The sequence below is a fragment of the Pelagibius sp. genome, from assembly GCF_965249265.1.
In the GTDB taxonomy this organism is placed as follows: domain Bacteria; phylum Pseudomonadota; class Alphaproteobacteria; order Kiloniellales; family Kiloniellaceae; genus Pelagibius.
In genome coordinates this window covers 1,704,145-1,718,008 of the sequence record NZ_OZ252224.1, presented here as the reverse complement: position 1 = coordinate 1,718,008, position 13,864 = coordinate 1,704,145, and the positions used below count along the sequence as shown (strand labels likewise).

8 protein-coding genes are annotated in these 13,864 nt (G+C 59.2%); 3 read left to right on the top strand and 5 right to left on the bottom strand.

Features of this window, described 5'->3' with window-relative positions:
- Nucleotides 1-18: 18 nt before the first annotated feature.
- Entirely contained in the window at nucleotides 19-1,449 is a 1,431-nt protein-coding gene (locus tag ACP146_RS08085) for a glycosyltransferase family 4 protein (protein ID WP_422366250.1), read from the top strand.
- Nucleotides 1,450-1,611: 162 nt separating this feature from the next.
- Here ACP146_RS08085 and ACP146_RS08080 read toward each other — a convergent pair whose 3' ends face one another.
- From ACP146_RS08080 to ACP146_RS08070, 3 genes are all read right to left on the bottom strand, one after another.
- Entirely contained in the window at nucleotides 1,612-2,382 is a 771-nt protein-coding gene (locus ACP146_RS08080; protein WP_422366249.1) for a Stf0 family sulfotransferase, read from the bottom strand.
- 95 nt (nucleotides 2,383-2,477) lie between these two features.
- Nucleotides 2,478-3,230: a glycosyltransferase family 2 protein gene (locus ACP146_RS08075; protein WP_422366248.1), complete on the bottom strand. Its 753-nt coding sequence runs from the start codon at nucleotides 3,228-3,230 to the stop codon at nucleotides 2,478-2,480.
- Nucleotides 3,231-3,303: 73 nt separating this feature from the next.
- Complete coding sequence (locus ACP146_RS08070) at nucleotides 3,304-4,029, bottom strand: glycosyltransferase family 2 protein (RefSeq protein WP_422366247.1); 726 nt, start codon at nucleotides 4,027-4,029, stop codon at nucleotides 3,304-3,306.
- A gap of 264 nt (nucleotides 4,030-4,293) precedes the next feature.
- Between ACP146_RS08070 and ACP146_RS08065 the strand changes: the two genes are divergently transcribed.
- Both ACP146_RS08065 and ACP146_RS08060 read left to right on the top strand, forming a co-directional pair.
- Nucleotides 4,294-5,472, top strand: a complete 1,179-nt coding sequence (locus ACP146_RS08065; protein ID WP_422366246.1) for a hypothetical protein — start codon at nucleotides 4,294-4,296, stop codon at nucleotides 5,470-5,472.
- A gap of 22 nt (nucleotides 5,473-5,494) precedes the next feature.
- On the top strand, nucleotides 5,495-6,682 hold the full coding sequence (locus tag ACP146_RS08060; RefSeq protein WP_422366245.1) for a glycosyltransferase: 1,188 nt from the start codon (nucleotides 5,495-5,497) through the stop codon (nucleotides 6,680-6,682).
- 81 nt (nucleotides 6,683-6,763) lie between these two features.
- Here ACP146_RS08060 and ACP146_RS08055 read toward each other — a convergent pair whose 3' ends face one another.
- Together ACP146_RS08055 and ACP146_RS08050 are read right to left on the bottom strand one after the other, a co-directional pair.
- Nucleotides 6,764-12,376 (bottom strand): beta strand repeat-containing protein, encoded by a 5,613-nt coding sequence (locus ACP146_RS08055; protein ID WP_422366244.1) that lies wholly within the window; start codon nucleotides 12,374-12,376, stop codon nucleotides 6,764-6,766.
- A 312-nt stretch (nucleotides 12,377-12,688) separates the two neighbouring features.
- Nucleotides 12,689-13,693: a hypothetical protein gene (locus ACP146_RS08050; RefSeq protein WP_422366243.1), complete on the bottom strand. Its 1,005-nt coding sequence runs from the start codon at nucleotides 13,691-13,693 to the stop codon at nucleotides 12,689-12,691.
- Nucleotides 13,694-13,864 lie beyond the last annotated feature (171 nt).

Here is a 13,864-nt window from a genome sequence, read left to right as displayed (position 1 = left end):
ACGGGAAGGCCCAAAGATATGAAATACCTCTTCGTGCACCAGAACATGCCCGGGCAGTACAAGCATATCTGCCAGCGGCTTGCTGCCGACAAAGACAACACGGTGGTGTTCATCACCAAGCGGGAGGGCATCGAGCTCCCCAACATCCACAAGGTGATCTACAAACCGAACCGTGAACCGGCGGATTCCACCCATCGCTATATCCGGGAAACCGAGCGCGGGATTCTGCATGGCCAGGAGGTCGCCCGCAAAGCGCTGGAGCTGAAGAGCAAGGGTTTCTATCCCGACATCATCATCGGCCACCCGGGCTGGGGCGAGACCCTCTACCTCAAAGACGTCTTCCCGGACTCGCCCCTGCTGAACTTCTTCGAATTCTATTATCATGCCGTGGGTGCGGACGTCGGTTTCGATCCGAGCAGCCCAACCACGCTGGACACACATTGCCGCATTCGAACCAAGAACATCATCCAGTTCATGGGACTTGAATCAGCCGACGCCGGCATGACACCGACGTTCTGGCAGTTCGAACAATATCCAGCGGAGTACCAGCACAAGATATCCGTCATACACGACGGAATCGATACGGAAGTCTGTAAGGCCAATCCTGACGCCAGTATCGAGATCAAGAACACCGACGGCGCCGTCACCACCCTGCGTCAGGGTGAGGAGGTTATCACCTTTGTCGTGCGCAATCTTGAACCTTACCGTGGATTCCCGCAGTTCATGCGGGCGGCCGAACAGATCCTGAAGCGGCGCCCCGATGCGAAGATCATCATCATCGGGGGCGACGAAGTAAGTTACGGCCGGGCTCTCCCTGCCGGTCAGACCTATCGCAAGCAGATGTTGGAAGAGGTCGACCTCGATCTCAATCGTGTATTCTTTCTCGGGCGCGTTCCCTATTCGACCTATCTGCAGGTCATCCAGGTTTCAGGCGTTCACGTCTACCTCACCTTCCCCTTCGTCCTCTCCTGGTCGATGCTGGAAGCGATGTCCTCGGAGTGCCTGGTCGTCGCCTCTGCCACCCAACCGGTCACAGAGGTCATCAAGGACGGTTCCAACGGGCTTCTGTTTGACTTCTTCGATCACGAGGCCATCGCCAATCGCGTCGACGAGGTGTTGGACCACAAGGACCGCATGGCCGCCATTCGCAAAAAGGCGCGTGCGACGATCCTGCAAAGCTACGATCTTGAAAAGTGCCTGAAAGAGCAATTGAAGCTGATCGACAATCTTGTCGCCGGAAAGCGCCCCACCGCGGGAAGCAAGCCGGGAAAACCGAGCTTCAGAATGCCGGCCGGCAAGACTGCGGCGAAGAAGCCAGCTTCCAAGAAATCGGCCGCCAAGAAATCCGCTGCCAAGGCGGGCGCAAAGCCCCAGACCAGAACACGCAAAAGCAAGGCCAAGAAGGCCCCGGCAAAGAAATCGGCCGGCAGCAAGACCGCGCGTAGCTGACCTGCGACTAGCTGCCCGTTCGCATACCACGTTTATTCAATCGGCTTGTCCTTGATGTTCAGCCAGCGGCACTATCGTCGATTCAGAACAACCTGCTGCTTGATGGATGTCAGGCCTCTCAATCACCAAACAAGGTCCAAGGCTTTTGTGACATGACCAGCATTAGACGTAGGCTGAAAGGACTCGTTCGGCCTTCTCAAGCCAATCATCATTCACCGAATTACTCTGCTTCTTCGTAGCAGCTTGCTCAATACGAAACGGGTGTGATGGAGTAACATCGACAAGCGCACAAACGGACCGTCCGACCTTGTCTAAATCCGCCAAGAAGCCTTCATAGGTTATCCGAAGCGGTTCAATCTCGTGATTGTCAAAAAACCGCTCCCAGCCTGTCGCCTCTTGTGCCAAGAACCTGCCGGCTTGATGAACTAGGTCTTCGTCATATCTTGCTTGTCCGTGTTGCTTGTCATAGCTTGTCCATTGTTCTGTTTGCCACGCGATCGCCAGTGAGACAATCTGCCTGCGCTTTTCCTTCCGGGTCAGGTAGACATACGCCGCGTTCTCAAAGAGCACCCTAAAGCGGCGCCCATCAATGTATGGCTTGGCCTGCCAGCAAAAGGTCTTCAATCCGAACACACCATTTGGGCTGGTGCGGCGCCTAAGTAACTCCGTCACATATTGATCACCAGTGACCTCACCCTCACCGCAAATCCGGCGCGCCATCGGTACCATTATCGACTGTGGATGCAAGTATTCGATCGGGCAGCCCATCTTGCCTGTTTGCATCAAGAGTTCGCAAAGAAGATTGCTGCCGCTTCGCGGTGCACAGGCAATCACGTAACGGCGTGGCATTTCACGAGAATCGGTGAAATCAAATTCCGGATCTGTTTGCGGGCTAGCTACCAGCACAAGCTGGTACCTGATCTGTTTTGCCACAAACCCAAGACAGCTTGAGGGTATTATCTATAAAGGGCGGTTCTGTACTCCAAAACACAGCTAAGGACATTCGACGTCTCCCACGCTCAAACCGCTTAAGAATCCGACCGACCACTGGGAATTTCGCTAGACCGGCGAACATCGAACTCTTTTCTGAATGGTGGCAACCCTTCCTTGTCCCATCTCCCAATGGCTTGAAGGATCTCATTGGTAGCCCTCGCCCCCTCCGGTGGGTTCTCTCCCATATGCAGATAATGGGGCAGATATGAGTCGCGGTAGCAAACTGTGAATCTCGGCAGATGTGCCCGCTTCAGACCACTATCCCGTAAGAGATGCCACATCATGCGGTCACCCAGCACATGTGCCCAGTCCGGTATCAAGCCCCAGCACGGCAGTAGACGGAAGGCTTCTCGGAAAACCGCCAAACAATTGGTATCGACGAAATCCTCACCGTCCGAAGAGAAGCAATAACCCATAAGGCTGCCGTCGATACGGTGCATCGAGCGCCGTGTTGAGCAGATCGCTGCACCGGTCTCCCGGTGAAGCTGCACCATGCTCTCGATGTGGTCGGGCTGATACCAGTTGTCGGCATCGAGATAGGCGATACCATCAAATTTTTGCGTGATCGCCGAGACGGACGCAATCGCACGTGGTGTGTCACCATAGTTCCTGTGCGAAACCGGCAGAACAATATGCTGCGCGCTAGAACTATCAATCCACGCCTGCGGGTGCCCATCGGCGACCATTATATGGGTTGCGGCATGCGTCTGCCCGCGCACGCTGTCATGGCACGCTCGCAGAACAGACTCCGTCTCATCGTAGTAGGGTGTAACGACGGCAATTCTCACAGCCTTGGCAATCCCTTGTCTGGCTTTTCTATATCGCAGCGAAATCCATCAGGCATCTCTCTACGTCATACCCTTAATCTGGTGGCCGAATAACACCCGTGTTTCGGAAGGGCGGGAAGCCCTTTTGATACCAACATCGAATCGCCTCGTTAAAATAGTCCGCAGGCGCAGAACCTGGCGGCGGGTCCTCGCCCAGCTTACGGTAGTGAAATCCATAGGACGAGCGGTAGCAAACCGTTCTGGCCTGACTATGGACCCGCTTCAACTGACTCTGGCGCAGGATGTGCCACATCATGCGGTCCCCTAAGGCATGAGCCCACTCCGGCATCAAAGCCCACTGCGGCAGCAATTCAAGAGCCTGCCCAAAAACAGCCAAGCAGTTGGTGTCGACGAAGTCTTCCCCCTCAGAGGCCTCGCAGTAACCGAGAAGACTGCCGTCCAGGCGATGGATGCTGCGGTTGGTCGAACAGATGGCCGCTCCCGTTGCCCTGTGCATTTCGACGACGGTTTCGATGTGGTTGGGCTGATACCAGTTGTCGGCATCCAGGTAAGCCACGCCATCAAAGCCCTGCCCGATCGCAGCGAGGGAAGCGACGGCCCGCGGTGTATCACCATAGTTTCTATGGGACACAGGTAAGACGATGTGCTGGGCTGCCGAGGCGTTGATCCAAGCCTGCGGATGCCCGTCGGCCACCATGATATGGGTCACCGGATGGATCTGGCCGATGACGCTGTCATGGCAAGCACGCAGCAGGTCCTCATCCTCGTCAAAGTATGGCGTTATGACCGCGATCTTCATGACCGTCGCCTCCCCTCCTTTTCCCCCCACTTCGGCCCGATTCCCGGATCGCAAGAGCCTGTTGGCAGGCTTGGCGGCATCTTTGGCGACACCACCGGGCGATCCCGGTCGGGAGCTGTAACTCTCCTATCACAACCTTAAATCCCGGCGCACCCCGAATTACCGGTTGCAGGCACCGGCAAGAACAATTTATCAACGAATTCATGAGATGAAACGATGCGGGGCGCGTTATCTGTCGGCCCAGGTCGAGTTGAGGACTGAGTCTTGGCAAGGGTTTTGATCGGATACGAGCGCGGCGACAACCTGGGGCACTATCGCCGCCTGGCACCGGTGGCCGAGGCCCTGGCGGCCCGGAGCCATCAGGTCACGTTTTTCCTGCGCAATCCCTATGACTGCAGGGCGCAGATTACCAAGAACCCCATCCCCTTCATTCCGACGCCGGATCTGGTCGCCCCCAATCCGGCGGAGCGGGAACCGAAGCGGATGGGTGCCTACAGCGACATTATGGTCTATTGCGGCTTCGGCAGGCTCGAGACCCTCTTCACCGCGACCCTCGCCTGGCGAACCTTGTTCGACCACCTGCGCCCGGACCTGATCATCTGCGACCACAGTCCGGTAACCTGCTTTGCCGCCTACGGCCGCATCCCCGTCCTGCAGGTCGGCGACGGCTTCACCATACCGCCGGCCCAGGATGACGTGTTCCCGCCGTTCCAGACGAAAAAGAAGGCAACGGTGAACACCGACCAGTTGGTATCGGTAATGAACGAGGTCCAGGCACGCCTGGGCGGCATCAAGGTGCCCAGTGTCACCGCGCCGCTGCGCACTGCCGGCAGGTTGGTATGCACCCTTAAAGGCATGGACCCCTACAAGGATCTGCGCGCGGACCCGGTGATCGGACCCACCGAAGGCCTGCAAAACCCGATGAAAATGCCAAAGTCCCCCTCGCTCTTCGTCTATCTTGGCATAGAGCACCGGGTCACGCCGAAATTCCTCGAAGTGCTGAAAGCCTCCAAACTTCCCGCCGAGGCTTATATCCGCGGCATGACGGAGGAGACGGCTAAAAAGTACGCTCGCCCCGGCCTGACTTTTTACAAATCGCCACAGCCGATCGATCAGGTCCTCAGCCGGACCACGATGACCGTGCATCATGGCGGCAGCGGCATGTGCTTGGCATCCTGCAGTGCCGGGCGCCTTCAACTGGCCCTGCCGATCCACGAAGAGACACTGCTCAACACCAAAGCGCTGGGGCGCATCGGTGTTGGCCGCATGGCAACGGCAAAGGATCTCGAAAACCAAGGCGCCGCGCTGTTGGAGGAAACCATCAACGACCCGAAGATGGCCGAGCGGGCCGACATCATCGCCCAGGAAATCAAGAGTGTGGGGCCCTTCCGGCCCATGGACCACATTCTCGAAACCTGCGAGAAGATGCTGAACGGCCGTTGAAAACCTGGAACGCGGCGACATCATGGCAAAAATTCTCGTCGGTTACGAACTGGGTGCTGGCCACGGCCATGTGCACCGCCTGATGCCCGTTGTCAGGGCCTTGGAGGCTGAAGGCCACGAGGTCATCTTCTTCCTGCGTAATATCAAAGAAAATGCAGTGCTGCTGGCCAGGGAGAAACGCCCCATCCTGCCGGTGCCCGACTTGGTGGAACGCATTCCCAATGCGCCCAAACCGGCCCCCATGGGCACTTATCTCGACATCATGTGTCACTCCGGGTTCTACCGCCGGCAAGCGCTCCACGCCGGCATGCTGGCCTGGCGGGGCCTCATTGAACAGGCTGACCCTGACCTGGTGATCTGCGACCACAGCCCGATCTGTATCCTCGCCTGCTTTCAAGACCGGCCGGTGGTGCAGGTTGCCGATGGATTCACGCTGCCCCCCGCAAGCGACGACCAGTTCCCGCTGTTTCGCGAGGGGCGAAAACACATGGTGGACCCGGCCCATGTGCTGCAAGTGATGCGGTACGTTCAGGCGCAGAACCGCCGCCCGGTTCCTCAAAGCGTCACCGAGCCTTTCCGCACTGCCGGCCGTCTGGTCTGTACCCTGCCCGAACTGGATCCCTACGCCGACCTGCGTGAGGACCCGGTGATCGGGCCCGTCGAGGGCCTGCAGAAACCGCAACCGCTGCCGGAAAGACCGCACTTCTTTGCCTATGTCAGCCTGGAGCACAAGAAGACCAAACCCTTCCTGCGTGGCCTGCGCGCCAGCAAGATGAGCGGCGAAATCTTCGCCCGCGCCATGACCGACGACGTCGCAAAAGCCCTCGCCCGCCCCGGCCTGACGGTGCACCGCGAGCCCCAAGCCATGAAGGACGTCATTGCCCGCGCCACCATGATGATCCACCACGGCGGCAACGGCACGAGTTGTGCGGCGCTCAGCGGCGGGCGGGTTCAACTGACCTTGCCGACGCACATGGAAGCCCGGCTCACCTGCGATGCCCTGACACGCCTCGGCGTCGGCCGCCTGCTGATGAACAAGGACCTGGACAAGGCCCTACCGGCCATTCTCGATGAGGTGGCCGCGAATAGCGGCATGGCGGAGCGGGCGACAGGGCTCGCCGCCGAGATCAAGGCCCGTGGTCCCCATCGCCCAGTGGATCAGATCGTCGAGACCTGCCGGAAGGTTCTGGGCAGTGCTAAGACCGCCTAGGATGTTGAACAAAGAAAAGGGGCGAAGGCTGTCGGCCCTCGCCCCTCTTCCATAGCTGCCTGATTGGAGACCTAGCGTCCGCTAGGCATTGGCGACCATCACGGCGACATCGTTGTCGATGGCAACCAGAGCACCGTTGTCGTTGGTGTAGAGCGTATAGTCACCCTGATCGACACCCGCATCCCAGTTGCTGCCGGCACCACCGCCATTGAGGTTCACCGTGTCACCGGCACCGACCCCGGCATTGAGACCAACCGCCCCACCTTGGATCGACAACAGATTGTTGAAGTCGGTCAGGTCGATGACATCATCCACGTTCAGGGTTAGGGTTTCGTCGGTGTCGGCTCCACCGTTCTCAAGATCCAGAATCTCGAACTGTGTCCAGACCCCTTCGTTCAGTGCGGTGAAGTCGACATCTTCGTCGATCACCAGGAAGTCTCCCGAGAATGCCGCATTGAAGCCGTCATCAATATCGGCGTTCACGCTACCGCCGGCTTCATCATCGGCATCGAAAACGATCACATCGACTCCAGAGCCGCCGAAGATCTGATCGACACCGGCGCCGCCATCGATCGTATCATCCCCTGTGCCGCCGTTAAGCGTGTCGTCACCAGCGCCGCCAAACAGTACATCGTTGCCGGCATTGCCGCTAACGCCGTCGTTGCCGTCACCACCATCCAGGGTGTCGTCGCCGATTTCTCCGTCAATGAAATCATTGTCGTCCCCGCCGAAGATCACGTCGTCGCCGGAGTTGCCGAAGAGACTGTCGTTACCGGCTCCACCGTCGATGGTGTCGTCACCGCCATTTGCTTCGGTTCCATTGCCGTCGCCGTAGACGGTATCGTCTCCATCGCCAGCAAGAATTGAGTCATCTCCACCATCACTGACGTCCACCGTGGCTCCCTGGATGCCCAGAGCGTCACCCGCGATAAGGTCGGCCTGGTCACCGCCAAAGATGGTATCGTTGCTACCTTCCCCGCCAACTTCGGCGAGGCCACCGGCACCGGCAGCCAAGGCGTCGCCAGCGATGAAGTTCTCCCCGTTACCGCCGATGATCACGTCATTCCCCGAGTCGCCGGAGTTGAAAACGAAGGCGGTGCCACCGTCAAAAGCCATTACATCGCCTGACAAGGTATCCGACCCGTCGCCGGCCTCGATAGAGTCATTCCCGACTCTCGCGTCCTCCTGCACCACTGCAGAGTTGGTATTGGTGACGGAGGCATCCCCGCCTCCAATAATCAATGCATCTCCAGCGATCCGGTTGTTGCCATTACCGGCCAGAATGCCGTCATTGCCGACTGCGCCCTCATCGTCGGCAACATTCCCAACAGTGACTGAAAGACCGAGTCCTCCAAAACCGAGGGCGTCACCGGCAACAACGTTCTCACCAGTGCCAACCTCGATGACGTCGCTACCGACATTGGCTGTGGGTCCACCAGTAATGATCCTATTATCAACCAGAACCGTTGAAGCACCCTCTGCTATGACCAGGGCGTCACCGGCGATTTGGTTGTCGCCGTCGTTCGCCAGCAACACATCGCTGCCGACAAACCCTTCGCCGTCGATCGAACTTTCAACGGTCACGGACGAGCCGTCGCCGCCCTCGACGAGGGCGTCACCAGCCATGATGTTGGCCCCATTGCCGCCCTGAATGCTGTCGAAGCCGGCATTGGCATTGGCGGCTGCTGCGACTGCGGCATGAATAACTTCAACATCAACCACACCCACCGAGCTGCGGGCAATGACATCACCGGAAAGGACGTCAGCTCCAGCCCCACCACTGACAGTATCGCCCGCCGCGACGGCGCCTTCCGTTGCCATCGAGTTCATCTCAACGCTGATATCGTTTACAGCGTCGACCAGGATATCGCCGGCGACGTCATCCGCGCTTCCACCGGCGGTCAGATCGTCGTTGCCGGCTTCGGAGCCGTTACCCTCAGCAATGAGATTGCCGATGATTGTGGCTTCTCCTTGACTGATCACCAGTATCTCACCAGCCAGGAAATCACTTCCCGCATTTCCTGAGATCGTGTCATTGGCAAGAACACCCCCGGACGACGCGTCGGTGTTAAGGAAGCCAACGGCGTTAGCATCACTGAAAGCCAACCCCTCGCCGGCAATTGAGTCAGCGCCGTTGCCGCCGACAAGGCTGTCACTCCCCGAATCACCTTCATCCTCTGCCGTAAGAATTACATAGGCGGTTCCGGAGTTGGCGCCGCGCGCCAAAGCCTCACCGGCCATTGCATCGGCACCTTGGTCACCGGTGATGGTGTCGCCGCCGGTAACTCCGCCATCGGCCGCGGCGTTGTCAACGCTTGCGTCAGCTTGAGTGTCACTGATAGCGAGCGACTCGCCAGCCAAATCGTCGCTGCCGGCGCCACCCTCGATAACATCGTTTCCTGCCTCGGCAACGGGGCCTGTGGCCGATTGCACGACCTCGACGGTGGCAAACGAGCCAATTGACGTTGCTGCGGCCTCCCCGGCGATGCTATCGGCGCCGTCACCAGCCCCAATCAGATCGTTGCCGGCTGAACCGACCTCGGCCGTATTGGTCACATAAGCATAGGCATCCGACCCACCGATGGCGGTCGCAACCGCTTCACCGGAAAGCAGGTTCGAGCCTTCCGCCGCGACGATGGAGTCGCTGCCAACGAGGCCACCAAGCAGTGCATAGTTGTCGGCCTCCGCACCGGCCGTGCCAAGGCCTCTGGCAAGGGCGTCACCGGCAATGATGTTGCCGCTTTCACCACCATAGATCAGGTCGTTGCCGTTCGGATCCGGGAAACTGACTTCGTCATCATTGCGCACCTGGCTGGTGGCATCGCCCTCTTCATTGAGTGCAAGCGCGTCGCCGGCAATCAAATTGAAGCCAAAGCCGCCGAGAATGCTGTCATCGCCGCCCAGGTTGACCAGCGCCTCGGCGACCGTAACGGCGTCACCGTCAGCGATGTTGTTGAGTCCGTCGCCGGCGATCACATCGGCGTTCAGTTCCGGCGCACCAGGATCCCCTTCCGGCACGCCCTGACCTTCCACATCATGGCCGGCGATCAGATCACCGCCGCTGCCACCGTCGATGGAGTCGGCACCCAGGCCGCCCACCACGACGTCGCTGCCGGAGCCGCCGTAGATGGCGTCGTCGCCGGCGTCACCGAACAGGAAGTCATTGTGATCGCTGAAGCCGTTCGCCGGCGCTTCGCCGGGGTCCTCCGTATTCAGAGCACCTTGCTCAGCGACCATTGCCTGGCTGCCGCCATAGATGGTGTCTCCGCCGGCACCGCCAAACAACGCATCCGGACCGCCGAAACCTTCCATCAAGACGCCGGCATCACTGTCAGCCACCTGCACGCTCTGCCCGGCCAGGGGGTCCCCATTGGCCTGCTGAGGATTGGTGTCGTCGAAGAAGAAGTCCGACGGATTGGCATCACTCGTCGGCAGAAACACAGCGCCGCCTTGAAGGTCGGCAGCACCCAGCGCGGCGATGATGTCGGCCTCCAGAGCCAACGGATAGCCCAGGGCATCAACCTCGCCCGTTACCGGATCGACAGCATCGAAGCGGTACACTGTCTGGGTCTGTCCGTCGGCCAGATAGAAGTTACCGTCCGCGTCGAACCAAAAACCAGCCTCCAGATCAGTGCTTGCATTGGTCGCAGCGTCAAGCTCAGCCGAAGAGAGAAAAACCGACACATCGCCGCCCGGTGTGACGCGGTAAAGCTCGTCGCCGCCGCTTTCATCTGCAACGATGAGATCGCCATTGGGGGCCAGAACCATGAAAACCGAAAGAGAATCGAAGACCGCATCGGTGGCAAGTACAGAGGGGACGCCTGTGGAAACGTCTATCTGTACGATGCCGTTGTTGGGATCGCCATCAACAGCGAGATAGAGGGTTGTCCCATCCGCGCTCAGAATCAGGCCACCGAGGTCATTGATCGTCCCAAACTCGGGTAAACCAAGGATATCCGCGGCTGAGGTCAGCACAGAAACCGCCAGTGTCCCCGGATCGATGGAGAGGATGGCATCGTTCTCTTCGTCGACGACATACAAAAGACCGTCATCACCGACGACCAGATCCTGCAGAACAACCTGCATCTCCGGGATAGCGGCAGCGACATTTTCCTCCGAGATCAGCACCTCCACCGTACCGTCGGGGAGACGCTGCATGATCGCTCCATCTCCGATGCCGGTACCGCCGTTGGTAAAGTAGATCGTTCCATCAGACGCCAGCGCGATGCCATTGTTGATGAAGGCGACGTCGGTTTCTCCGGCCGCCAGAACATCGGCCTCGGTCACGACCTCGGTCACACTGCCATCTAAGCTGACATGGAAGACACCTGGGTTCGCACCGTGATTGAGGACCAAGGCGCCCTCTTCCGCCAGATCGGTGTCGTTCAGGCTGCCCGCCGTCTGTGTGTTGTTGGTCGTCCAGTCGGCTTCAGTGTCGCTGTCGAGCGGCGCGCCGGACGCGGGATCGTTCTGCTCATTGTCGAAAACGCGAGAGAAGATGTTCTGACCCGGCGTGAAGTTACCAAGGAAAGTCTCGAAGTTCGCATTGGGGAACAGTTCGGACACGGTCTCGTTGGGAACCCAGGTCGGACTGCTGAGCACGCCCAGATCCGCAGCGGGCAGGTTGGCCGCGAAGGTATCGACGCCGGTCTCGGTCTCGGTGCCGGCCTGGAACACCAGATTGACGGCCAGTGCTTCGGTGGTGTCCTCACCCAGCGCCCAGGGGGCCACCCCGGGAAGAAGGAAGACATCCAGTTGAACGCCTTCAGCATCGAAGATCACCCCGAAGACGTTGGTCTCAAGACCGCCTTCGCCCGCGGCCGACTGTTCATAGATCACCAGGAAACCACCGGCTGGAATCACCAAACCGTCGGGAATTCCCATGGTCACAACATCACCCGCGGGGTTCAGCAACTCCACGGTAAGGTCCAGGGTTTCGACGGCGGACGTTGCAGCATTGTAGAACTCGATGAAATCGAGCCGGACGCCGTCCGGCACCTCCGGTTCGCCGGGAATGCCCGGCAAGGCGCCGAAGGATACGCCGAGACCGATTTCGTTGATAACCAGTTCTTCCGGCGCGGACGGCAAGTCCTCCCCCAACAGCACCAGACCGGTATCCTCTTCAAGATCGATCAGACCGAACTCCAGTTCCGTCGGCGGGATGACGCCCAAAGCCTGCAGCAGTTTGATCACGTCGCCCAGGTTGTCGCTGTAGGCCGTGGCGCCGCCGCCCAGGGCGTCGACACCGTCGGCAGCCGCAGTCTCCAGCGGCGCGGCTTCGCCGGCCAGCGCCTGGGCTTCGTTGAACAGGGTGTCGGCGGAGAAGAAGGTTCCGGCAATCTGCAGGGTCGGCGCCTCGCCGGCCTCGGCCAACTGCGCGATGTCTTCAAAAACGATCTGCCGGTCGGCCGCGCCGTCACCGGAATCATCGAAGCTCAGAACGAGGTTGCCGCCCTCGGCGCTTACCGAGGCTTCGCGGGGGCCGAAGTCCAGGACATAGGTCGCGCCGCTCTGCGGGGCCACGACAATCGTCTCACCGGGGGCCGGTGGCGCCAGCGTCATAAGCGCGGCAGCCTGCCCCGTCAGCGCGGGCTTACCCGCGGAAGAAGTCTCAGTAACGGAAGTCTCGCCAGTGGCGGCGCCAAGATCGCTTGAATCGGTCTTCTTGACCGAGGAAACAATAAATTCGGACATAGCAATACTCCAGGTGTGAACCAAGAACGCCGTCATGACGTTCTCAGGCGTGTCTCCCAACACGCCGCGATCCACCCCTGGATCTGCTATGCGTCGAACATATGGATCGGATGGTTCAAGTCAATCGTTAAATAACGTTTAAAGTGATCTATTAACTATAAATACTACTTTTAATTGCTGTTTGCGGAGCGACAACTTGGCTCCCGCGAACATTTTTAACCAGATTATCCAGAGTTGCCGCCAGCAGCGCCGAAGATGCCGGATGGTTATCAATGAACAGCAATGCCGGAGTCGAAGATTCCCTTTTGCAATTCAGATGCCGGATCTAAAGCCGCCGGAACCAGGCTTCTGAAGCCCAGAGGCCTTGCCACCGAAACGCCTCCGCCCTCTTCCGCGGTGACGCTTCCTGCTCTGGGCTTCGGCATCGTTCGGCTGGCCCGATACCTTGACGATTGCGCCGTCTTCCGGGCATTCCGGGCCTTCCGGCGCCACGGTCTCCGTGCTTTCAATCGTCTCCTGGGTTTGGGTCACCGAAGTGTCGCCCGGCAGCGTCTCGGCACTTCCGGTGAAGACCCGCGAAAAGATGTTCGGCACCGTACTGAGGCCTGCGAAATAGGTTTCAAAGTTTCCTGAAGAGATACGCTTCGATCTGCTTGCCACGCCAAAGTCGAGAGGACTGCTGAGCGCGGTGAGATCCGGCCTCTTCAGATTGGCCACAAAGGTATCGATACCTGTCTCGTCGCCCCCGCCGGCCTGACAGACAAGGTTCACCGCCAAGCCTTCGGTGGCATCGCTGCCCAAATCCCAGAACGCCGCTTCAGCAATGGTCGCGCTGTTCAGAACGAATCCCTTGGCGTCCAGCACCTGGGTGAAAACCATCGGATCGGCATCCAGGCCGGCCGGCTGACAGATCGCGAGGCTGCCCCCGGCCGGCACAAAAACACCATCGGGAATCTCAAGCCGAATCAAGGCGCGCGCCGGATTCACGAACTCAACGGTGAGAGCATGAGTCTCGGTCTGGCTGTCGGACGGATTAAGGAACTCAATGACGTTGACGGCGTCATCGGTTGTTTCCTGCCGGCCCTGTCCGGAAGAAAGCGAAGGGACAGGGGCAAGACCAAGGCCGATTTCATTGATGATCAGACAAGGCAGGGCCGGCCGCTTAGCGATGCCTGATGAATCGTCGACCGCCCCGGCGTCGGGTTGATGTCTCTCTGTCTCTTGATTAGGCGACTGCTGCGGACAAGGACTTACGGCCTTGTTCCGCGACTCGGTCAGATCGGTCTCCATGACCGAAGAACGCGAGGCACCGCGCATAAAGACGCTCCAGTTGGGTGGGGATGACCATTTCCTGGTTCCCCGGGCACCTCCCTAGCGCCCGTGATCCACCCCTGGACCTGTCTTTTCGTCAGTCGAACCTAACGGCCAAGCGCTTCAAGTCAAAGGGAAAAATAAAACTACGCGTAGTGATTATAGAGATTCCCCTGT